Annotated in this window: 16 protein-coding genes and 1 pseudogene; 9 read left to right on the top strand and 8 right to left on the bottom strand. The window is 32.4% G+C overall.

Annotation, left to right across the window (positions count from 1 at the left end; genetic code table 11):
- Both IEU88_RS09270 and rihC read left to right on the top strand, forming a co-directional pair.
- Nucleotides 1–127 (top strand): annotated as a pseudogene (locus IEU88_RS09270) (cytochrome aa3 quinol oxidase subunit IV); the annotation flags it as partial.
- A 159-nt stretch (nt 128–286) separates the two neighbouring features.
- Nucleotides 287–1,195, top strand: a complete 909-nt coding sequence (gene rihC / locus IEU88_RS09275) for a ribonucleoside hydrolase RihC (RefSeq protein ID WP_103373094.1) — start codon at nt 287–289, stop codon at nt 1,193–1,195.
- A gap of 69 nt (nt 1,196–1,264) precedes the next feature.
- Here rihC and IEU88_RS09280 read toward each other — a convergent pair whose 3' ends face one another.
- Nucleotides 1,265–2,443, bottom strand: coding sequence for a serine hydrolase domain-containing protein (locus IEU88_RS09280; RefSeq protein WP_103373092.1), 1,179 nt, complete (start codon nt 2,441–2,443; stop codon nt 1,265–1,267).
- A 19-nt stretch (nt 2,444–2,462) separates the two neighbouring features.
- Entirely contained in the window at nt 2,463–4,121 is a 1,659-nt protein-coding gene (locus tag IEU88_RS09285; RefSeq protein ID WP_103373093.1) for a phospho-sugar mutase, read from the bottom strand.
- Between the two features lie 485 nt (nt 4,122–4,606).
- Here IEU88_RS09285 and IEU88_RS09290 point away from each other — a divergent pair, with 485 nt between their 5' ends.
- The 4 genes from IEU88_RS09290 to IEU88_RS09305 all read left to right on the top strand — a co-directional run bounded on the left by IEU88_RS09290 (nt 4,607) and on the right by IEU88_RS09305 (nt 11,819).
- Entirely contained in the window at nt 4,607–5,920 is a 1,314-nt protein-coding gene (locus tag IEU88_RS09290; RefSeq protein WP_103373569.1) for an LCP family protein, read from the top strand.
- Between the two features lie 22 nt (nt 5,921–5,942).
- Nucleotides 5,943–6,413 (top strand): DUF2538 family protein, encoded by a 471-nt coding sequence (locus IEU88_RS09295; protein WP_096810437.1) that lies wholly within the window; start codon nt 5,943–5,945, stop codon nt 6,411–6,413.
- A gap of 79 nt (nt 6,414–6,492) precedes the next feature.
- Complete coding sequence (locus tag IEU88_RS09300) at nt 6,493–6,915, top strand: GNAT family N-acetyltransferase (RefSeq protein WP_096811227.1); 423 nt, start codon at nt 6,493–6,495, stop codon at nt 6,913–6,915.
- A gap of 221 nt (nt 6,916–7,136) precedes the next feature.
- On the top strand, nt 7,137–11,819 hold the full coding sequence (locus IEU88_RS09305; protein ID WP_115359574.1) for a glucosaminidase domain-containing protein: 4,683 nt from the start codon (nt 7,137–7,139) through the stop codon (nt 11,817–11,819).
- Between the two features lie 370 nt (nt 11,820–12,189).
- On the opposite strand, the gene IEU88_RS09310 is transcribed toward IEU88_RS09305, so the two are convergent.
- Nucleotides 12,190–12,612 carry a MarR family transcriptional regulator gene (locus tag IEU88_RS09310; protein ID WP_096810439.1) on the bottom strand — a complete coding sequence of 141 codons (423 nt, stop codon included), beginning with the start codon at nt 12,610–12,612 and terminating at the stop codon, nt 12,190–12,192.
- A 202-nt stretch (nt 12,613–12,814) separates the two neighbouring features.
- Here IEU88_RS09310 and IEU88_RS09315 point away from each other — a divergent pair, with 202 nt between their 5' ends.
- Together IEU88_RS09315 and IEU88_RS09320 are read left to right on the top strand one after the other, a co-directional pair.
- On the top strand, nt 12,815–13,819 hold the full coding sequence (locus tag IEU88_RS09315; protein ID WP_096810440.1) for an acyltransferase family protein: 1,005 nt from the start codon (nt 12,815–12,817) through the stop codon (nt 13,817–13,819).
- A 120-nt stretch (nt 13,820–13,939) separates the two neighbouring features.
- Complete coding sequence (locus tag IEU88_RS09320) at nt 13,940–15,097, top strand: aminotransferase class I/II-fold pyridoxal phosphate-dependent enzyme (RefSeq protein WP_096810441.1); 1,158 nt, start codon at nt 13,940–13,942, stop codon at nt 15,095–15,097.
- An 840-nt stretch (nt 15,098–15,937) separates the two neighbouring features.
- On the opposite strand, the gene menB is transcribed toward IEU88_RS09320, so the two are convergent.
- From menB to IEU88_RS09340, 4 genes are read right to left on the bottom strand one after another with little or no spacing between them, the layout of a single operon-like run.
- Nucleotides 15,938–16,756 (bottom strand): 1,4-dihydroxy-2-naphthoyl-CoA synthase, encoded by an 819-nt coding sequence (gene menB, locus IEU88_RS09325; protein WP_096810442.1) that lies wholly within the window; start codon nt 16,754–16,756, stop codon nt 15,938–15,940.
- Nucleotides 16,749–17,555, bottom strand: a complete 807-nt coding sequence (menH, locus tag IEU88_RS09330) for a 2-succinyl-6-hydroxy-2,4-cyclohexadiene-1-carboxylate synthase (protein WP_096810443.1) — start codon at nt 17,553–17,555, stop codon at nt 16,749–16,751. Before menH ends, menB begins: the two co-directional genes overlap by 8 nt.
- Nucleotides 17,542–19,224 carry a 2-succinyl-5-enolpyruvyl-6-hydroxy-3-cyclohexene-1-carboxylic-acid synthase gene (gene menD / locus IEU88_RS09335; protein WP_096810444.1) on the bottom strand — a complete coding sequence of 561 codons (1,683 nt, stop codon included), beginning with the start codon at nt 19,222–19,224 and terminating at the stop codon, nt 17,542–17,544. Before menD ends, menH begins: the two co-directional genes overlap by 14 nt.
- Nucleotides 19,217–20,569 (bottom strand): isochorismate synthase, encoded by a 1,353-nt coding sequence (locus tag IEU88_RS09340; RefSeq protein ID WP_103373399.1) that lies wholly within the window; start codon nt 20,567–20,569, stop codon nt 19,217–19,219. The genes menD and IEU88_RS09340 overlap by 8 nt, the downstream gene beginning before the upstream one ends.
- A gap of 184 nt (nt 20,570–20,753) precedes the next feature.
- Here IEU88_RS09340 and IEU88_RS09345 point away from each other — a divergent pair, with 184 nt between their 5' ends.
- Nucleotides 20,754–21,692: a 1,4-dihydroxy-2-naphthoate polyprenyltransferase gene (locus IEU88_RS09345; protein WP_103373398.1), complete on the top strand. Its 939-nt coding sequence runs from the start codon at nt 20,754–20,756 to the stop codon at nt 21,690–21,692.
- Nucleotides 21,693–21,772: 80 nt separating this feature from the next.
- Here IEU88_RS09345 and IEU88_RS09350 read toward each other — a convergent pair whose 3' ends face one another.
- Nucleotides 21,773–22,330, bottom strand: coding sequence for a GNAT family N-acetyltransferase (locus IEU88_RS09350; protein WP_096810447.1), 558 nt, complete (start codon nt 22,328–22,330; stop codon nt 21,773–21,775).
- Between the last annotated feature and the right edge of the window lie 169 nt (nt 22,331–22,499).

A 22,499-nucleotide genomic window follows, 5' to 3' on the forward strand; every position in this document is an offset into this window, starting at 1 on the left:
GCACTTAACTGAAGGTAAAGACGGAAACGTACAAGGGTTTAAAGTTATATTTGCGCTTATCATTACTTTAATTACTGTTATCGGTACTTATTGGGTAATGCAAGGTGGACACTCAAGCCACTTATAGCTCAAGCAAAGGCTTCTCGAAAGAGAAGCCTTTTTTATTTTATTTATTAACCTCCCTTTTCATTTTTGGATGATAGTTTGCTTTTTAACATTTTATTCGAGAAAAGTTGTAGAATATAATTAATAAGGTAACTTACGCAATAGGAGGATTAAAAATTTGATGAAACAACCAATTATTATAGATACAGACCCAGGCATTGATGATGCAGCAGCAATAAGTATTGCTTTAAATCATCCCAACTTCGATTTGAAAATGATTACTACAGTTAACGGTAATGTAGGAATTGAAAAAACAACTGCCAATGCGTTAAAACTCAAACAATTTTTCAATAGTAATGTCCCTGTACATAGAGGTGCATCTCAACCACTACTTTCAGAAATAGTTGATGCAAGCGATGTACATGGTGAATCAGGTATGGAGGGTTATATTTTCCCTGAAATAGCGGAAAGTAATTTAGCATCTACGCATGCTGTTGAAGCTATGAAAAATGCTTTGCTAAATAGTGATGCGCCGATTACGCTTGTCCCTATTGGACCTTTAACAAATATCGCATTGTTACTTACGACTTACCCAGAAGTAAAAACATATGTTAAGGAGATCGTATTAATGGGCGGTTCGGCATCTCGAGGTAATGTGACCCCTTTAGCTGAGTTTAATATTTACTGTGATCCCGAAGCTGCTCAAATTGTCTTTAATTCTGGATTGCCATTAACAATGGTAGGCTTAGATGTAGCAAGAAGTTCTAGTTTAACGCACGATACTATAAATGAATTACAATCCATAAATGACACAGGTAATATGCTACATCAACTGTTCAAACACTATAGAGGAGACGATTTTGAAAAAGGTATTAACGTTTACGATGCATATACCATCCTATATCTTCTTCATCCTGAAAATTTTGCGGTTCAAGAAGCTGATGTGCAAATTGAAACAAACGGCAAACTGACTAAAGGTGCTACAGTAACAGATTTCAAATCACATTTCCCTAATACATCAGTAGTTCTGTCAGTACAAGCAAATATCTTTAAACAAATGTTTATCGATGCCTTACAATACTGTAAATAAATTCGTATTAATAAAAAAAGCATCCAACGATTCATTTTATTAGAATCATTGAATGCTTTTTTTATTTTTTTAGTATGGTTGCTTTACTTTATTATATGACCCACCCTGTTGAAGTATATCAAAGTAAATATGCTTCATTTTCTGCTCGTTACTTGTTTTTCCGTTTTCGTAATTTGTAGCTAAAACGATAATATAATTATCATTAAAATATACAGTAAATATATTTCCATAAAAAATACCATTAATTCGATTTTTATCTGCAAAAGAATAAAAACCATAACGATATGCTTGAGGGTATTGTATAGTTAAACTTTCGTGGATAAAAGGTCTCGTAATCGTCGCATTAAAAATTTTATTTTTTTGTAGATTTAAAACGACTTTCCCCATGTCGTAAGGCGTCATATAAAGGTTGCCTGCCCCATCATATTGACTTAAAGTGTTAGGATTCTGTTTGACGCGCTTTCCAGTACTTTTATCCTTTTTATAACCAGTAGCCATATATTTTTTAAAATTTGAATCATTATACCGGCCCGTATATTTTAAATTGTAAGGCTTCACTATTCTATCGTTTAAATTTTGAGTATACGATTGATATGTAACTGCTTCTATAACTTCTGACAATACTAGATAATTGGCATCATTGTATTGATATTGATTATAATATAATGGGTTAATACCTCTTTTTATTATTGCGTGTATAGCTTCGTCTAAGGTTTTTAATTTTGGGTGAGCTTGATATTTATATAAACCGCTTTGATGTAACATCAACTGCTTTAAAGCGACAGGGTATGCTAATTCAAAATATGGTAGATATTGCTTCACGGGTGCTACCATACTAATTTCACCTTCAGTTTCTAATTGTTTTAACATAAGCCCTGTCATAAATTTTTGTGCGGAACCTATCAAAAACATTGTATTAGCCGTATTAGTTTCATTTTTTTCAAAATCTTTAAACCCATAACCCTTATTTAGACTTAATTGACCTTTTTTAAAAACTGTTACAGTACCATTAAATTGGCCTTCCTCTAAGTATTGATCTATTTGCTTCATTTGTGAATCACTGCGATCAACCACTGTTTTTAATTCTTTTTCCTTTTTAGTTGTTTGTTTTTTATTTACCTTTTGTGAAGCATGAGTAGGATGCATAGCGTCTTTAGTCTGTTTATCATGTCTGTAACTATACACCCCTACTATTATAAAAATAAAAATGATTATAACAATAATTAATTTGAACTTGTTGACTTTCATCTAGCTGCCTCTTTATGTTTTATTTAATATTATTAATAAATTCATCTTTAAATTGATCTGTTAAAGCAGTCATATGCTCTATATTTAATGAAAAATATAGTTTGATTTTAGGTTCAGTACCGGATGGTCTTAATGCTATAAAACCATTTTCAAAAATAAATCTAATTAAATTAGTTTTAGGTAACGTCAGTGCTTCTGTTGTACCTTCTTTAATATTTTTAATTGTACCCAATTCATAATCTTCAATTTGTTTTACTTCAAGACCACAAATTGTTGATACTTCTTTATTTCTAAATTGGTTCATTATTTTCGAAATTTTTTCAACGCCTTCTGCCCCTTCAAACGAAGGAGACAATGTTTTATCTTTATATGAACCGATATGAGCATAAATATCTTCCATAGTATCTTTAAATGTCATACCATTATTTGCTAATAAATTTTTATATTTTATTAATAATGGGATCATTTGAATTGCATCTTTATCTCTTGAAAAAGGTTTTGCTAAATAGCCATGACTTTCTTCAAAAGCAAGTAATAGTTGCTTTTCTTGTTCTGAGCTTTCTTGTTCTAGTAAATCAGAAATATATTTAAAACCAGTCAAGACATTTTTCACTTCGACATCTAAAGCTATAGCTAACCTCTCAGCTAGTTCGCTTGTGACGATTGATTTAACCATATACAGTGGTTTACCTTCATCTGCTAAATCTTGAAATCTTAATTTAGTTAATAATATACCAATTTCATTCCCATTAAAATATCTATACTCATTATCATTATAACGTTCAATAAAACCTAATCTGTCCGCGTCTGGATCTGTTGCTATAATCAGTTGTGCATCTGTATCATTTGCCAATTTTAGCCCTCGTTCAAAAACTGCTTCATCTTCAGGATTCGCAATTGCTACAGTCGGAAAATTGCCATCTGGCATTGATTGTTCTTTTTCAATTACAAAGTTATCATAATTTAATTCAGTTAAAATTTCAGATGCTAAAGGTAAACTCGTACCATGTAAACTTGTGAGTACCACTTTTGCTTCTTTTTCCGGAATTGTATCTACTAAGGATTTAACTTCATGTTTGTATGCTTCAGTGACTTCATGGGACATATATTGAATTTGGTTTTTTTGTAGCAATGCATTAAAATCACCTCGATGAATTTGTAATGGATATTCTATCGCATTGATATAATGACTTAAGCGCTCTGATTCATCTGGCAACAATTGACCACCGTTTTGGTCATATATTTTGATACCATTATAATGCTTAGGGTTATGACTAGCAGTAATCATCACACCTGCATCTGTTTTTAAATGTCTTACTGCAAATGATAATTCCGGCGTAGATTTGTAATTTTCTGATAAAATTGTTGTCACATTATTTTCAGCTAAGACAGATGCCATTTCTTCAGAAAATGCTTTAGATAGCAATCTAGTATCAAAATGTATCACTATTGAAGGTTCACTAAACTTTTCATTCAAATATTGTGCTAATCCTAATGCAACCTTGCGTATTGTAAATGCATTTAAACGACCAGGCCCTAATCCAAAAGTACTACGTATGCCAGCAGTGCCAAATGTTAATTCGTCTTTAAATCCTTCTTCTTTTTCTTTTTCAGTTTGTGCTTCATAAAACGTTTTTACCAAACTTTCGTCTATTCTATCCAACCATTCTGACTTCATGGCTAAATCCTCCTTGTTTCTTTAATGTGTTAGAATTCATTAATAAGCATCTATTATAATGATTTAAAAAGGATTATGCTTTATGACACCTTTTATAAGTTATTTTAAAATTTCAAACTATGCTATCCACTTTATTTTTAATCTTTGAACTTATTTTTTAAACATCATCTCTTTAACCATCAATAACATTTATCATATGCTAATTATATCGTATGTTTATAAATAAATCATTTTTAGCTACATGTCTTTTTTATAATTATTTTTAATTGTGATTGACGTCGTTTCTATCAGTGATCATATTCTATGATATACATTTCAAACTTTAGTTGGATAAATTCTTTGTTGATATTTTATTATGTTAGATATAAAATTATAAGTTATAGTACAAATTTCTCTTTACAATAATTTAATGAAATTAGCGAAATTTTAACATTAAACCAATATTGTAATATAAACCAAATCATATACAATGGGGAGCTTCTTACATGAATAAATTTTTTAAATACTTTTTAATATTTCTATCTTTAATTCTTGTAGTTGTTCCAGTTATATTTGCCATTTTATTACTTAAATCATCGCAAGGTGCTTTTGAAAATTCATTGAACACAAGTGATACGTCCAGAGAATCAAGTATTCGTGAAACAAAAGTCAACCCTTCTGAAGATCCAATTTCTATTTTGTTTTTAGGTATCGATGATAATAGTGGTCGTCAAAAAAATGGTCAAAGTGCTGAACAATCAAGAACTGACGCAATGATACTATCAACATTTAATGCAGATAAAGAACAAATACGAATGTTAAGTATTCCACGTGATACTATCAGTTATATTCCAGAAGTTGGGTATTATGATAAAATTACACATGCACACGCCTATGGCGGCCCTACAGCATCAATGGATTCTGTAGAAGCAACGATGAATGTTCCAGTCGATTATTATGTAAGAATTAATATGGAAGCATTTGTAGATGCTGTAGATGAACTAGGCGGTATTGAGTATGACGTTCCATACGATATCTCCGAGCCAAATACAAATGATACTGGCAAGATTAAAGTTAAAAAAGGTCATCAAAATTTAAATGGTGATGAAGCTTTAGCAGTTGCTAGAACACGTCATCAAGATTCAGATTTAAAACGTGGTCAAAGACAAATGGATTTAATCAAGAAACTATTTGTCAAAGCTCAAAAAGCAGATTCATTTAGTAAGTTAGACGACGTTATTGAAATAGTTGGTAAAAACGCCAAACATAATTTAAGCTATAAAGATGTTAAGGCATTAGCTACTTCTTACTTAAAAGACGACGTTGAAATTAAAAGTAAACAACTTGAAGGTGAAGATGATTACTTAAACGGTGTATATTACTACAACCCTAATATTAAAAATATACAAGATACTGCTAATATTTTGCGTGGTGATTTAAATTTACCTAAAATTACAGACACAAATGATTTCTTAAATAAACGTGTTATTGATTTTTATGGTACACTCGTACCACAAACAGAAATTGATAGTAGTTTATTAAGAAAAAACCAAAAGAGCAGTTCTGACCAAAAAGATGATAACTCAAACGAAGATAATTCAGGAACGTCTTCCGAAGAAAATAATATGAACCAACAAGAAACTGAAATGCCAAATGGAAACCAACAAAATAATAATCAATCAATGCAACAACCAAATGAATCAAACCAACAAATGGATCCAAATCAGCAACAAAATCCTAATCAACAACCAAACCAAAACCAACAACCAAATCAAAACCAACAGCAAAATACGCAAGAATTAGAAACAAATTTATATTAGGCTGTAGAAAGGAGCACGTGGTATGTCACGAAAAACATATGAAAAATTAGTAAACATAAACGGCATGTTCAATGTTTTAGAACAACAATTAATCCATAGCCAAGATATGGCACATTTTAGAAATGAATTTTTCTATGTTAATCACGCACACCGTGAAAATTATGAAGCTTTGCGGATATACTACAAAGATAGTGACCATAATCCAGTTGTGGATGGTGCGTGTTATATCGTTGCACTTCCAGAAATTTTTGAAAAAGTTGATGTTTTCCAATCAGAATTGCCCTTTTCTTGGGTTTATAACCAGAATGGCATCACGGAAACTATGAAACAAATCAGTGTGCCCTTACAATATTTAATTGCCGCAGCTTTGGAAGTAACAGACGTCAATTTATTTAGACCGTCAGGATTTACTATGGGGATGAACAATTGGAATATCGCGCAAATGAGAATTTTTTGGCAATACACTGCCTTGGTTAGACAAGAAGCTCAATAATTCGTAAAATAACTACCCTATCACACTATAGTTGTGATAGGGTAGTTTTATTATATTAATAGAAAAGAGGCTATTTATGATTTTTAAAATTGTTAATACATCTGATATGTTAAACGATGCATATGAAATTAGAAAAAAAGTTTTTGTGCTTGAACAAGGCGTCCCACTCGAAAATGAAATAGATCAATTTGAATCTTCTTCCACTCATGTTATAGGTTATGACAATCTTCAGTCCCCTTTTGCTACTGGAAGATTTAGAACCTATAAAAATGGCGCAAAAATTGAAAGAGTGGCTATTTTAGCTTCTCATAGAAAACTAGGATACGGTAAATCTCTAATGCAATTTATCGAAGCAGCAGCAAAAGAAGCAGACTATCATACTTTAACTTTGAATGCTCAGTGTCATGCACAACACTTTTATGAAACATTGGGATACACAACATTTGGTGATGTTTTCTTAGAAGAAAATATAGAACATATCGTTATGACGAAAACAATCTAAATAAATTATATTTAAAATGCATCTTTATTATGTAACATTCCAAAGGGTGTAATATTTTAATACCAAAAAAATAAGGCGTGTTTACGCCTTTTTTAAATGTTTTATACTTTTCCCCCGGCTTAATAAGATTAATTTTATATTACAAATCAATGAAATCAATTTATTAAAACTATAGTCGTATTATAATGGTATTAAATAATAACAGTAAAAGGGGCAGTTAAATGACTAAGAAAAAATTAACTTATAAAGTACCTTCAATCGTTGCATTAACATTAGCCGGCACAGCTTTGACAACACATCACGCACATGCGGCTGACAATAATCAAAACCAAACGTCAAGTAAGAATGTGTTAGACGATGGAAATACTTTAAAACAAGGCGAAGAAATAAAGTCTGAAATTAGCAAACCAACAACCAATATTTCAGGCACTCAAATTTATAATGACCCTACGCAAATTCAAGCACTTTCAACAGATGAACCTGAAAATTATGACGCTCAGTTAGATGAACTAGATAAAAACACATCAAGTCAAAATACATATAATGCTCAAAATCAAGAAGAACAAATTAATTCAGAACAAAAAGAAACTGAAACTAATGAAACTTCAAAACAATCATTAGAGAAAACTTCAACTACTGCTGAACAAATTCAACAAGATCTAGTTGAACCTACTTCTGAAAATGAAACTGCTACTCAAGCAGAAAAAACGAGCGATACTCAATATGACCAAGTGGATAATATTACAACTGGTACAAAAGACAATAACGCTTCTCATGAAAATACTGAAACAGAATCTGACAAAGCATCTACCAAAACGGGAGATATTAACGATGCTCAAGTTAATGGAAACACAGCTAGTGTAGCAAATAGCAACGCTTCTAATAATGATGCAGAAACTCAATCTGAGGACACAACTCCGTCTAATCAATCAGTAAACAATGATAACAGTGGCGAAGTGGAAACGGATGATTCTACTACTGTCGCTAAAGATAATGATGCTGCTAATGATGAAACTGAGGCAAAATCTGATGAAGTGGCTTCTCAAAAAAAAGATACAAGCGATGCTAAACATGCGCAAGACAATGACACAACAACTAACGTAAAAGACAACAACACTTCTAACGATGCAGAAACTCAATCTGAGAACACAACTCCGTCTAATCAATTAGTAGACAATGATAACAGTGACGACGTAGAAACGGATGATCCTACTACTGTCGCTAAAGATAATGATGCTTCTAATGATGAAACTGAAGCAAAATCTGATGAAGTGGCTTCTCAAAAAGAAGATACAAGCGATGCTAAACATGCGCAAAACAATGACACAACAACTAACGTAAAAGACAACAACACTTCTAACGATGCAGAAACTCAATCTGAGGACACAACTCCGTCTAATCAATTAGTAGACAATGATAACAGTAATGACGTAGAAACGGATGATTCTACTACTGTCGCTAAAGATAATGATGCTGCTAATGATGAAACTGAGGCAAAATCTGATGAAGTGGCTTCTCAAAAAGAAGATACAAGCGATGCTAAACATGCGCAAAACAATGACACAACAACTAACGTAAAAGACAACAACACTTCTAACGATGCAGAAACTCAATCTGAGGACACAACTCCGTCTAATCAATTAGTAGACAATGATAACAGTGACGACGTAGAAACGGATGATCCTACTACTGTCGCTAAAGATAATGATGCTGCTAATGATGAAACTGAAGCAAAATCTGATGAAGTGGATTCTCAAAAAGAAGATACAAGCGATACTAAACATATACAAGCAGTTAATAACAAAACAACTAATGTAGCAGACAGCAAATTTTCTAACGATAAGGTTGAAACAAAATCTGATAAAGTATCTACACCTTCTCCATCTGTCAGTACAGATATAAAAGAAAATGATTCAACAAACTCAGATAATAATACATCACAGGAAATTGCACATGTATACAGTAATGCATCTGCGCCAAAACTAAGAATGGCAAGATCTGTAAGTAGCAGCCCAACAACAGCAACAAGGTCTGCTGTTAGCACTAAATCTGCAACTAAAAGTGCATTACCAAAATATACACCAAAAGTAAATTCATCTATTAATAATTATATTCGTAATAATAATTTCCAAGCGCCAAATTATGAGCAAGATATTGCAAGTTATTTACCAAAATATCAGTATCGTTATGGCAAACCTGAAGGTATCGTTATGCATGATACAGCCAACGATAATTCAACAATTACTGGCGAAATTAATTATATGAAAAATAATTATAATAGTGCATTTGTACATGCCTACGTAGATGGTAACCGTATTATTGAAACAGCAAATACTGATTATTTAGCATGGGGCGCTGGCCCAGCTGCAAACGACCGTTTTATACACGTTGAGTTAGTTCATACGCATGATTACGATTCATTTGCACGTTCAATCAATAACTATGCTGATTATGCAGCTACAAATTTACAATATTATGGTCTCGCACCTGATAGTGCTGAGTACGATGGTGTTGGTACTGTTTGGACGCATCAAGCAGTCAGCAAATATTTAGGAGGATCTGACCATACTGATCCTCATGGTTATTTGGCAAACCACAATTATAGTTATGACGAACTTTACGATTTAATTTATGAAAAATATTTAATTAAAACTGGCCAGGCAGCTGCTTGGGGCTCAAGTTCATCAGGAAGTACAAGTGGCAGTAAAAATGAATCAAATAATTCTACGACGAAACCAAACACTGGTAAATTAACTGTATCTAAAAATGATGGTGTTGGACGTATAAATACTAATAATAATGGTTTATATACGACAGTTTATGATCAAAATGGCAAGAAAACGAATCGTACAAACCAAACATTAAAAGTTACAAAATCAGCTACTCTAGGAGATAAAAACTTCTATTTAGTTTCTGATTACAATAATGGTAATTTAATTGGTTGGGTGCACCAAGCTGATGTGGATTATAATACAGCTAAAACAGTTACAAAGCATAATCAAACTTATAAAATAAAACCTGGTGAAGTTGTTTATACAGTACCTTGGGGCACAAGTTCTCAAAAAGCAGGCACAGTTTCTGGTACTTCTAACCAAACTTTTAAAGCAACAAAACAGCAACAAATAGGTAAAACAAATTACGTTTACGGTACAGTTAACAATTTATCTGGTTGGGTAAGCGTAAGCAAGTTATCTTCAACAAATAATACAGCTACCTCCCCTACTACAAACACAGGACAATTGACTGTAAATACACTTACAAACAAACAAGGTACTGTAGCTAAATCGAATCATGGCGTTTATACATCTGTGTATGATAAACAAGGTGTTCAAAAATCTTATGTTAATGGCAATACTTACAAATTAAGTAAGAAAGCTACGTTAGGAAATAATTCATTCTATTTAATTACTGATAATAAAACAAATACAAACTTAGGTTGGATGCAGACACGAGATATCACAGTTAAAGAGGCAGCTACACAAGCTACTTCAACGCCGACTAAATCAGTTAGTAAGATTGGTCAATTAAATACAAATAATGCAGGCATCAAAACGACTGTTTACGATCAAAAAGGTAAAGATGCATCTAAATTTGCTGGACGTACATTTACAGTTACAAAGCAACGTACTCAAGGCGACAACACGTATGTTTTAATCCAAAATTCGAAACAGAATACGCCTATTGGTTGGGTCAATACCAAAGACATTAATACTCGTAATTTAAGTAAAACTAAAGCTACAAATGGACAATACACAGTGAAGGGAACTAATAATGGCTTATATGCAATCCCATGGGGAACTAAAGCACAGCAATTAGATACCCAAAATAATATTAAGCATAACAACTTCAATGCCTCTAAATCTGTATTCGTTGATAAAGATGAATACCTTTACGGCAACGTTAATAATAAAACAGGTTGGGTTTCTGCTAAAGATTTAAATGCAGTTCAATCGCAATCGGATATCACACCACAAAAATTCGATTATATCATTTACAACGCTAATGGAAGTTACTATCTTGATCCAAATTCTACAAAAGCAGCTGGCTCATTAAAAGATTTCCATGAAAGTATCTTCACGGTTTTTGAAAAACAAATCATTAATGGTGTAACTTGGTATCATGGTAAATTATCTAACGGCAAGGTCGTTTGGATTAAAGAAAATGATTTACGCAAAGAACTTGTGAAATACTATAAATCTAATTTAACTTTAGATCAGGCAGTAGCATTACAACATGGTTTAAAATTCAAGCCTCAAATTCAGCGTACACCTGGAAAATGGGAAGATGCTACAGCTAATGAAATTAAAAACGCTATGGATAGTAATAAACTTGCTAAAGATCCAACTCAAAAATATCAATTTTTACGCTTAGACAAAGCACAAAATATTTCTGGAATGGATTTAGATAAATTACTTGTTGGTAAAGGAATTTTAGAAGGTCAAGGGGAAGCATTTAGTGAAGCTGCACAAGCTTATAACATTAATGAAGTTTACTTAGTTTCACATGCACTTCTTGAAACAGGTAACGGCACTTCAACGCTTGCTAATGGCGGCGATGTTGTAAATAATAAAGTTGTTACTGATGGATCGAAAAAATACTATAACATGTTCGGTATAGGTGCAGTTGATAGTGACGCTGTTAAACAAGGCTTTGTCACGGCTAAAAACAATGGTTGGGATACTGTTAAAAAAGCAATTGTAGGCGGCGCTAAATTTATTGCAAATTCGTACATCAATCAAGGGCAAAACACTTTATATAAAATGCGTTGGAATCCGGACAACCCAGGGGTACATCAATATGCAACAGATGTTGCATGGGCATCTCATAATGCTACACGTATCAAAGGTTTCTATGATTCAATGGATAAATTAGGTAAATATTTCGACGTAGATACGTATAAATAATTCAATTTAATTGGCTCTTTGTCAAAGAGAACTGATACAAAATTTTGAGATTAAGCAACCTAAGTTGTTTAATCTCTTTTTTTGATCGAAGAAACGTCAAGTCTCGGAATTAATATGATATGCAGTATATATAAAAAAACAGGTCTGACTTTTATATCAGCCCTGTTTAATATAGAATCTTAAAAAGCCTTAGCCATAGAAAGTGTCTACAACCTTTATAATATTGGCAGAAGTTGATTAGGATAAGCTTAAACTATTATCGAACTATTTCATTCCCTTTCGTTCATATATAAATCAAGATAGCGAAATACTACTCATAAAGTTGATTTATATTAGTGAATAATTCTAAGTGTATGATTTTGAATCTTTTCTATTGGACGTAGGTATGCCGATTATTTAGTTTATGTAATAAGTTATTTAAACACTCAATATCCGTTGAGGTTAAATTTTGACATCTCGCTTCAATTAAAGCTACCCTTACTTCATTGATTTGTTGCACAAGCGCTTTGGTTTTTTCTGTAACCATTAAATCTTTACATCTTAAATCTTTGCTTGATTGTTTACTCGTAATATAGCCCATCTGACAAAGTTTTTTAATCCATCGAGAGACAATAGACTGTTCTTTATTAATTTTCATAGTTAAATCATATTGCGATAACATGTTGTAATGGTGTAAAATACGTAACATTTCTAATTGTTCTGATGTCAGATCAGTGCGCTGCCCAAACCTTCTGCTAACTAAATTTAAATCGTTACTTGTAAGTGTAATTAATTGCTCAAGTTGTTTATACATGTTGTTTCATCTCCACTACTTTAATTAAAATGTTCAATAGCATTTAAATTTATTATTTTATTTTCTAATATTATAATGTTATTCTTCCTAATATACAATGATAATCTACAAATCAGTCGATTTTGTTGCATTTGTCATATGTTTTATAATAAATTAGTAACAGTGATTATATTTTCACCTGCATTATAAAAGGAGCAACCACATGGCACAATTAAAAGAAAGAGACTTTTTCTTTGATAATGCAAGGATGATATTAATATTTCTTGTTGTATTTGGTCATTTATTACAACCATACACGGAAGAAAGTAAATATCTATCATCGCTTTATTTAACTATTTATAGCTTCCATATGCCGTGCTTTTTATTTATTTCAGGTTATTTTGCTAAAAAAGCAGGCCAAGCTGGTTATTTAGAAAAAGTTTCTAAAAAATTATTAGTACCTTATTTTATTTTCTTTGTATTTTTTACTTTTTATTATTATTTCACTGGAAAGGAAGATAGCGTTACATTTGATCCTTTTGATCCGGTGTTCGCATTATGGTTTTTACTTACCTTATTTTTCTTCCATGTCATATTAGTCATAGTAAAAGATTATAAACCTTATTATGTCTTACCTATTGCTATAATTATTTCTTTATTTGCAGGTTATTCTGATAATATTGACAATTATTTAAGTTTTTCAAGGACAATCATGTTCTTCCCTATATTTTATTTAGGTTATTTATTTACAAGTAATCACACACTTACATTAAGAAATAAAAAGTTTGCCCCTATCGCTATGGGTGTACTTGTAATATTTTTCATCATCTATACTATACATCCAATTAATTCTGATTGGCTTTTAGGCCACTCGCCTTATATGTCACTCGAAGGTAAACTTGACCTTTATAGTCCAATAAAACGTTTACTATTATACTTTATTATTTTAATAACGATGTTTTCTTTTCTAAACTTAGTTCCAGAGAAAGAAAGATTTTTCACTTATATTGGACGAAGAACAATGTATGTTTATCTATTACATGGTATCGTTATTGGCGTTATACGTGGGTTTGGTGTCTATCCTTTTAAAGAGCATATTTCTGTGATGACTTATATATATCTTATCCTGCTAACAAGTATCATTGTATACGTGTTATCAACAAAATTTATTTCGAAATGGACTAACCCAGTGATTAACTTGCAAGCCCCTTCTAATTTTAAAGAGTAATGTTATATTAATCCGATTTGTAGTGCATACAAATATGTTATGATAGTAGTAATTTGATAAATTAAGCTATCCGTACCTATTTTAACTACAAATCGGTATTTCTATTTTGAGGTGAAAACGATGAAACTATCATTAAATGACAATTCCAAATTTTTAACAGCGCCAAGTATTAGACAATTTTCAAATAAAATAAAAGACATTGATGATTGTATAAACTTAACTATTGGTCAACCAGACTTTCCTATGCCTGACGTAGTGAAAAATGCTTATATTAATGCTATAAAAGAAGACCAAACGAAATATTCACATAATAAAGGCTTACTTGAAACAAGAAATGCAGTTAGTCAATATTTCAAACAGCGTTATGGTTTTCAATATAGTTCAGAGGAAATTATTATTACTAATGGGGCGAGTGAAGCATTAGACACAGTTTTAAGAAGCATTATAAACCACGGAGATGAAATATTAATCCCTAGCCCTATTTACGCTGGATACATACCACTGATAAAAACACTTGGTGGCATACCTGTGTTTATTGATACAACTGAAACGAACTTTAAAATTACACCCCATGCCATAAAAAAACATATAACATCTAAAACTAAAGCCATTCTATTAAACTATCCTACTAACCCAACAGGTGTAATTCTAACTTATGACGAAGTTCAAGCGATTACTAATGTACTAAAAAATGAAGCAATCTTCATCATTAGTGATGAAATTTATGCCGAAAATACGTTTAATAACAAACATACTTCCTTTGCCGAATTCGAATCTATTCGTGATCAATTGTTACTAGTAAATGGTTTAAGTAAGTCGCATTCTGCAACTGGCATTCGCATTGGCTTTTTACTTGGTCCAGAATATTTAATAGAAAAATTAACTTTTATGCATGCGTATAATTGTATTTGTGCTAATGTGCCTGCTCAAATTGCATGTATTGCTGCTTTAAACGAAGGCCTAGATGCTCCACAATATATGAATAAAGCCTATATGGAAAGACGCGATTTTTTAATTGATAAACTTCAATCTCTCGGCTTTAAGTTAGATGCTAAACCAGAAGGTGCATTTTATATCTTCCCCAATATTGAAAACTTTACAGAAGATGATTTTACATTTTGTGTCGATGTGCTTGAAAAAGCCCATGTTGCAATGGTTCCTGGTTCTTCTTTTACAGATATTGGTAAGGGGCATGTACGTATTTCATATGCTTATGAACTCGATGCTTTAAAAGAAGCTATGAGAAGGTTAGAGCAGTATCTTATAGAACGATATTAATTGTATAACGGTGATGCTTTGTTATAGTATATTAAAACTTAGCGTCGCTGTTATAGTTTATTAATAAGGAAAACTGTAACGAAAAGAAAACGCATACATAAACAGTTAATAAATGTTTTTCTGCAAATTTTTGTATTAATTTATAAAACATTTCTATATCTTCTGGATTTATATAAAACTGTTGTAACATGTCACTGCAATTTGTTTAAAATGATCTTTTAATGCTGTGCCTCTTCCTGTTCATTTTACTTTAACGCTACGTTCGTCTGCCTCTATTCTTATTCGTTCAATCAATCCTTTCTTTCCTAGACTTTTATAATCGTGCTAATTATTCCTGAAGCTAAATAGCGTTTGTCGCCTAAAGTTTTAATATATACAGTAACTTTATTTTCAATATATAGCATTACCGCTCAGTTCGGAAAGCTAGTATCATACTGCTTTAGATGTCTATTAAACTTGTTTACTACTTCTTTACTTGGTACATAAAATAGAAAACACATTTCTTTCATTATATGGTCCTTTGTATTTTATGTCATACATACGCTCCTCTAACCTTTCGCAATTATATTAATAGAATTTTTATTTGCTGTAAAATATAATAATAAACTACTCAAAACTTTTAAAAATACTAGCGTTTATCAACGTAATGTCACCGAAACCCATTTTATTCTAATCATTTTCTAGTTTTACAGGTAACCCAAAAAATATTAATAGTATATTACGCATATATTTAGTGCCAAAACTTAGATTTGCAATTAATTTTCTCATTATAAAGCATTTTTCGTAAAAAAATAAACCAAACGAATCGTCGTTTGGTTTACCAAATCTTTATTGATTCAATTATGGGAATTTAGGAAATTGATCGAAATCAGGGTCGCGTTTTTCTTTAAACGCGTCTCTACCTTCTTTAGCTTCGTCAGTTGTATAATACAGTAATGTAGCATCCCCGGCCATCTGTTGTAACCCAGCTAAACCGTCAGTATCCGCATTCATTGCAGCTTTTAAGAATCTTAATGCAGTAGGTGAATGTTGCATGATATCTTCACACCATTTAACAGTTTCATCTTCTATTTCATCTAATGGCACTACTGTATTTACTAAGCCCATATCTAAAGCTTCTTGAGCATTATATTGTCTGCACAAGTACCAAATTTCACGTGCTTTTTTATGTCCTACAATACGAGCTAAGTAACCTGAACCATAACCAGCATCAAATGATCCTACTTTTGGACCGGTTTGGCCAAATATGGCATTATCAGCAGCGATTGTTAGGTCACAAACAACATTCAATACATTGCCTCCACCGATTGCGTATCCTCTAACCATAGCAATAACTGGTTTTGGGATGATACGGATAAGTCTTTGTAAGTCTAATACATTAAGACGAGGGACTTGATCATCGCCTACATAACCACCATGGCCACGCACTTTTTGGTCTCCGCCTGAACAAAATGCTTTATCGCCTTCACCAGTTAAAATAATAACTGAAATACGTTGGTCATCGCGCGCTCTTGAAAATGCATCCATCATTTCTTGGACAGTGTTCGGTGTAAATGCGTTACGTACTTCAGGTCTATTAATGGTTACTTTAGCGATTCCATTATAAAATTCATACTTAATCTCTTTATATTCTTTGATTGTTTCCCATTGTCTAGTCATTTTGCTCCTCCTTATAAATAAAGCCTAATACTATTTTATCAAATTCTGCCATTTCTTCCACATGTACTGTATGTCCACTATCAGCAATTTTGAACAAACGGTTATTTGGTATCAATTGACTCATTTTCTGACCAATGCTTACAAACTTTTCATCTAAAGCACCTACAAGGATACATGTGGACACGTTTATATCCTTTATTTTTGGCCATAAATTGGGCATTTGTCCAGTTCCATAATCTCGCAATGCTTTTGCTAAACGCATTGGCGCTTGCTGCATTCTCATCTGACGCATTTTTTGTCGCTTTGTTTTGCTCAAATCATATTGTGTTTGAAATAAAGGTAACTTTTCCCAGTCATTGACAAAAATTTCTAAACCTGCAATTTCCAAAACTTTTGCACGTGCTTGGTCTACCTGAATCCTTTCAATACGATCTTCTTCTTTTTTAATACCGGGCGACGTACTTTCTAAAATCAATCCGTTTAATTTATATGCTCCATATAGTGCATAGTATAATGCTATTCTACCACCCATGGAATAGCCATGTAAAAATAATTGATACGTATTAAATAACGATAGTGTATGATTTATTTCTTCACAAATAAACTTAAAACACCATGTATAACTTTGATTTGATTGGTCGTGGCCGTGACCAGGTAAATCAATCGTTAATACATTGACTTCTTCAGTAAACAGACTGATATGGTCATCAAATGTAGTTTGGTCACTGATAAAACCATGCAATAAAATCAATAGTTGATTCGTATCTTTCTTTGATTGGTGAAACTTATAATGTAACATTAATGATATCACTCAGTTTCGTATAAAGATTTTGATGCTGATTTAAATTCTCGTCACGATTTGTCATAATCTCATAGATATGAGATCCAAATTTTGATAGTTCTGCATACTTAAACATTTCTATTGACTCAAAGCGCTTAAATGTAAAATCATAGAGTAACGCAGCGTGTTCGAAGTTCAGGCCTGTCGGTGTACCAAATAGTCTTTCAAAATAACTATCTGCTGCTGTTTTCTGTGGTAAGTAAGAGAAAATACCTCCACCATCGTTATTTAACAGGACAATATTTAAATTAATATCATTTAATTTAGACATTAGCAATCCATTCATATCATGATAAAATGCTAAATCACCAATTAATAATGTTACACGTTTATGCGCTGCCATACCAATCGCAGTAGAAACGACGCCATCTATACCATTAGCACCACGATTAGAATAAACTTCCGCTTCACAATCAATAAATAAATTGTCAACGTCACGGATTGGCATACTATTACTTACAAATAGTGCATCATCTTTTGTCAATTTATCTAATACATTAGCTACAAATGCTGATTCGTCAGTTGCTGTTCTTAAATGGTCTTTTATTTTGATATGTGCTTGTTTTTCTAATGATTGCCATTTTTCCAACCAATTTTTTCGTTCAACCGCAGGTATTTCAGATAGTTGTCTAAAGAAATCATTAGCAGACATTTCATAAGATACATGAGGCACCTTTGGAAATGCATCTGGACGATCATTATTTTGCACTAATATCTGAAATGCTTCAGTCGCTTTTAACCATTGATTTACTTTTTTAGAAATGACTGGTTTACCGACTCGTATTATAAAATCAGCATTAATTGATAATCCGGATCTATACAATAAATCATACGTCGTCACCACATTAGGATGATGTTCCCTACGCAATTGGCTTAAAGGATCGGCTAAAATTGGCATATCATGTATCGTAGCAAATGTAAGAATTTGGTCTACATCTTGATGTTGCATATCACCAACAATAATGAGCCCTTTACGCTTTTGCATAATTGTGCTTATCTCATTAATACTCGTTGTTTTTTGATAATGTGGCAAAATTTTGTTATCTGAAGTTAGCCACTCTACTTTTTCTAAGTTAGGCGTTAAAGGTTCTCTAAATGGTAAGTTTAAATGTATCGGGCCTCGGTGTGGGCCGTATAAATATTGACTCGCTTTTTGCATTTGAAATTTTACAGTATCAGCCATATAATCTTGCACTTCATTAGCATCTGCTATAGGAAAATCAAATTGGTAATGTATATAATTTTCAAACATATTTGTCTGATTAATCGCTTGCGGTGCGCCTATACCCCTTAATTCATGTGGTCTATCACTTGTTAAAACTACTAAAGGTAAATGACTTAAATTACTTTCTGCAATCGCTGGGGTATAATTTGCAGCAGCCGTGCCAGATGTACATAAAACCGCAACTGGTCTTTCACTGCCTTTCATTAAACCCATAGCAAAAAAGGCAGCACTACGTTCGTCTGGATGAATCCAAGATTTTAACTTAGGGTGCGCCTCAATTGCGATTGCTAAAGGCGTTGAACGAGACCCTGGGCTAATTACGATTTCTCTTATGCCATATGCATATATTTCCGAAACAAGTGTGAAAACTTGTTTTGTTAAAGCATCTGTATGATTATTCATATTTCTCTACTCCTAAAGCTTTCATCATTGGACTAAATTTAACAGCAGTTTCTGCTACTTCACTATCAGCATCAGAATTATGCACAATGCCACACCCCGCAAATAATGTTGCTTGGTTCTTTTTAATTAACATAGACCTAATAGCTACAATAAATTCGCAGTTATCATACATATCTATATAGCCAACTGGCGCACCATATAGACCTCTTGTACCAAATTCATACTGCTCAATATAAGAAATTGCTTCGTCCTTAGGGTAACCACCTAATGCTGGCGTAGGATGTAAGTTATCTAGTAAGCCAATATAAGATGTCTTGGTTAAGCGGCCCTTAATTTTAGTGTATAAATGATATAAATGATCATTCGTTAAAATTTGTGGTTTTTCATTGAAAGTAATTTGTTCTACATAAGGTTTAATATCATTTAAAATACTTTCAACTACGAAACGATGTTCATTTAAATTTTTTTCATCATTTAAAAATGCATCTATATTTGCTTTATCTATTTCTTCTTGATGTGTTCTCTTAATTGTACCAGCAACTGCTTTTGTAGATAAAACATCATCGCTTACTTCCATTAACTGTTCAGGTGTCTGTGAAAAGAACACACTATCTTGCGATTCTAATACAAATAAATAACTATTATGTTCACCCTGTATTGCTCTGTTTAAGATGTATGAGATATTGACGTTCTTATCAAATATAATCAGTCGTTTTCTTGCAAGTACAATTTTTTTATTTTCGTCTAAAATATCAATTGTGTCTTTAACTAGATCACGCCATTCATCTTTATAAATGTCATCGATCCGCTTAATATCTCCTATTTTGTCATTTAGCTGTATATCTTTTTGAGTAAGCTTATCAATAATTGCTAAGAAAGCATCTATTTCAAAGTTCTCGGATTCTACAGTATATGTGATAAATGTTTTTCCTTGTTCCATCGTCACCAACACTTCTGGTAAGACAAAATGATTAATACCAAATTCGCGCCATTCATCCCCTGATTTATGTGATGAAAATTGAAAACCACCACATATTTTCAAATGATGTTTCTCGGAGCTTGGATGTATTAATTCAATATCATTCTTATATTTTTCCCACTCGCGGAAAATAGATTGCTTATTTTCAAAATCATTTTTAAATCTCTTAATAGCATGATAGCCAAAGAATGAAGTTTCGTTGTCATTTTTCTTGAAATAGAAACGGTCTCCTGCACAATCTTCGGTTACATGAAATAATATTGTAGGATCTAATTCATAATCTAATTTTGCTTCTACAGAAACCCAAGTTTGGTTACTTTCGTATACCGCTTCGACAATTTCACTTTCCTTGACATCTAAAGTCATCTATTTCACTTCTTTCATTATCAGTTTACACTCATTATAATATTGTACCACTTTTCAAAATCCATGTACGCTTTTCAGCTTATTTCATACAGACATTTTTACGTAATTTGACCTTTACCCCTTCTTCTATTAAAATAAATTTGATAAAAATTTATTACATTAAAAGGATTCGAGGTAAAAAATTATGGCATCTCAATACCAACAATATTCAACTGTCAGAAAATACTGGCATTTAATGAGACCACATACGTTGACCGCTGCAGTTGTACCAGTATTAGTAGGTACTGCTACCGCAAAGATTTTCTTGTTAGGCAGTGAAGATCATCTAAAACTTAGTTTATTCGTGGCTATGTTAATTGCTTGCTTACTTATACAAGCAGCAACAAATATGTTTAACGAATATTATGATTTTAAAAAAGGCTTAGATGACCACACTTCGGTAGGCATAGGCGGCGCCATTGTGAGAAACGGCATGAGTCCAAAACTCGTCATGAATTTAGCTATTGCCTTTTATATTATCGCTGCGATACTTGGCTTGTTTATTGCAACGCAAAGTTCTTACTGGTTGCTACCAATCGGCTTAATATGTATGGCTGTAGGTTACTTATATACGGGCGGCCCTTTTCCAATATCATGGACACCTTTTGGTGAGATTTTCTCTGGTTTGTTTATGGGAATGATTATTATCCTAATTTCATTCTTTATCCAAACTGGAAATGTACAGAGTCTAGCGATATGGATAAGTATTCCGATTGTAATTACGATTGGTCTGATCAATTTAGCAAACAATATCCGTGACCGCGTTAAAGATAAAGAAAGTGGTCGCAAAACTTTACCTATTTTATTAGGAAAAAATAATGCTGTGCGCTTTTTAGCATTAATGTATATCATCGCTTATTTGCTAGTTATCTATATTACATTCTTTAAACCAGGCGGTTCAATCTTTTTCTTAATTGCTTTACTATCCTTCCCAATGCCAATAAAAGCAGTTCGTAGATTTAAAAAGAATGATACCCCTACATCAATGATGCCTGCAATGGCAGCAACAGGAAAAACCAATACATTCTTTGGTGTCCTTTATGCTTTAGGTATCTATATTAGCGCATTGCTAGGCGGTATCTAATATTAAGACACTAAATTGAATAGCTTGAATTCAAAGTCGTTCTTCATTCATTTGAAGAGCGATTTTTTGTTACAATTATTTTAAGATTGAGTATATACTAAGTGATAATGCATATGACCATATAAATCAAATTCACTCATGATTTGGAACCCTAATTTCTCATATACATGCAACGCTGCTATATTTTCTACATCACAATTTAAACTCCATTTTTCGTTTGGATTATTATCTAATACATGTTTAATTAATTTTGTTGCTACACCATTTCCACGATATTGAGGGAACGTTGCGACAGTTTCAATATACCATTCGTCATCATTAGCTTCTTTCATTGGCATAGGCGTGCCATAAGCTTTAATATCTTCATCTACGTTTAGTTCTAACCACGCTTGCTCAAGTTCTAATTCTTGATCCCCTGGATAGGCTATCAAACACCCTGCAATATGACCATCTATTTCATATACCCAAACATTACTAATGTGCCCCCTATATTTTACGTCGACCATACTTTGTTTCATTATATTAAGTAAGCGAGACTTTTCTACTTCCTTTACCATATCTATATCTAATTGACTCCAGATGATATAACATAATTCTGCTATTTCTTTTTTATCATAAGGCTTCGCTTTTCTAATCATTTTAATTTCTCCTTTATGTTAATCCAACTATTAATTCTATTATATACGAATCCATGTGAAAATTTGAAGTAATCATAACGGTGCCCTATATACTTTTTCATATTGTTTTATTTGTCCTAATGCGTGATATAAGAGATAATTAAATCAATCAATTAAAGGAAAGGACATT

It is taken from the genome of Staphylococcus nepalensis (assembly GCF_014635045.1).
Taxonomy (GTDB): domain Bacteria; phylum Bacillota; class Bacilli; order Staphylococcales; family Staphylococcaceae; genus Staphylococcus; species Staphylococcus nepalensis.

Coding starts and splice junctions, on each gene's coding strand:
- rihC (WP_103373094.1), top strand. CDS start 287: ATGAAACAACCAATTATTATAGATACAGACCCAGGCATTGATGATGCA.
- IEU88_RS09280 (WP_103373092.1), bottom strand. CDS start 2,443: ATGAAAGTCAACAAGTTCAAATTAATTATTGTTATAATCATTTTTATT.
- IEU88_RS09285 (WP_103373093.1), bottom strand. CDS start 4,121: ATGAAGTCAGAATGGTTGGATAGAATAGACGAAAGTTTGGTAAAAACG.
- IEU88_RS09290 (WP_103373569.1), top strand. CDS start 4,607: ATGAATAAATTTTTTAAATACTTTTTAATATTTCTATCTTTAATTCTT.
- IEU88_RS09295 (WP_096810437.1), top strand. CDS start 5,943: ATGTCACGAAAAACATATGAAAAATTAGTAAACATAAACGGCATGTTC.
- IEU88_RS09305 (WP_115359574.1), top strand. CDS start 7,137: ATGACTAAGAAAAAATTAACTTATAAAGTACCTTCAATCGTTGCATTA.
- IEU88_RS09310 (WP_096810439.1), bottom strand. CDS start 12,612: ATGTATAAACAACTTGAGCAATTAATTACACTTACAAGTAACGATTTA.
- IEU88_RS09315 (WP_096810440.1), top strand. CDS start 12,815: ATGGCACAATTAAAAGAAAGAGACTTTTTCTTTGATAATGCAAGGATG.
- IEU88_RS09320 (WP_096810441.1), top strand. CDS start 13,940: ATGAAACTATCATTAAATGACAATTCCAAATTTTTAACAGCGCCAAGT.
- menB (WP_096810442.1), bottom strand. CDS start 16,756: ATGACTAGACAATGGGAAACAATCAAAGAATATAAAGAGATTAAGTAT.
- menH (WP_096810443.1), bottom strand. CDS start 17,555: ATGTTACATTATAAGTTTCACCAATCAAAGAAAGATACGAATCAACTA.
- menD (WP_096810444.1), bottom strand. CDS start 19,224: ATGAATAATCATACAGATGCTTTAACAAAACAAGTTTTCACACTTGTT.
- IEU88_RS09340 (WP_103373399.1), bottom strand. CDS start 20,569: ATGACTTTAGATGTCAAGGAAAGTGAAATTGTCGAAGCGGTATACGAA.
- IEU88_RS09345 (WP_103373398.1), top strand. CDS start 20,754: ATGGCATCTCAATACCAACAATATTCAACTGTCAGAAAATACTGGCAT.
- IEU88_RS09350 (WP_096810447.1), bottom strand. CDS start 22,330: ATGATTAGAAAAGCGAAGCCTTATGATAAAAAAGAAATAGCAGAATTA.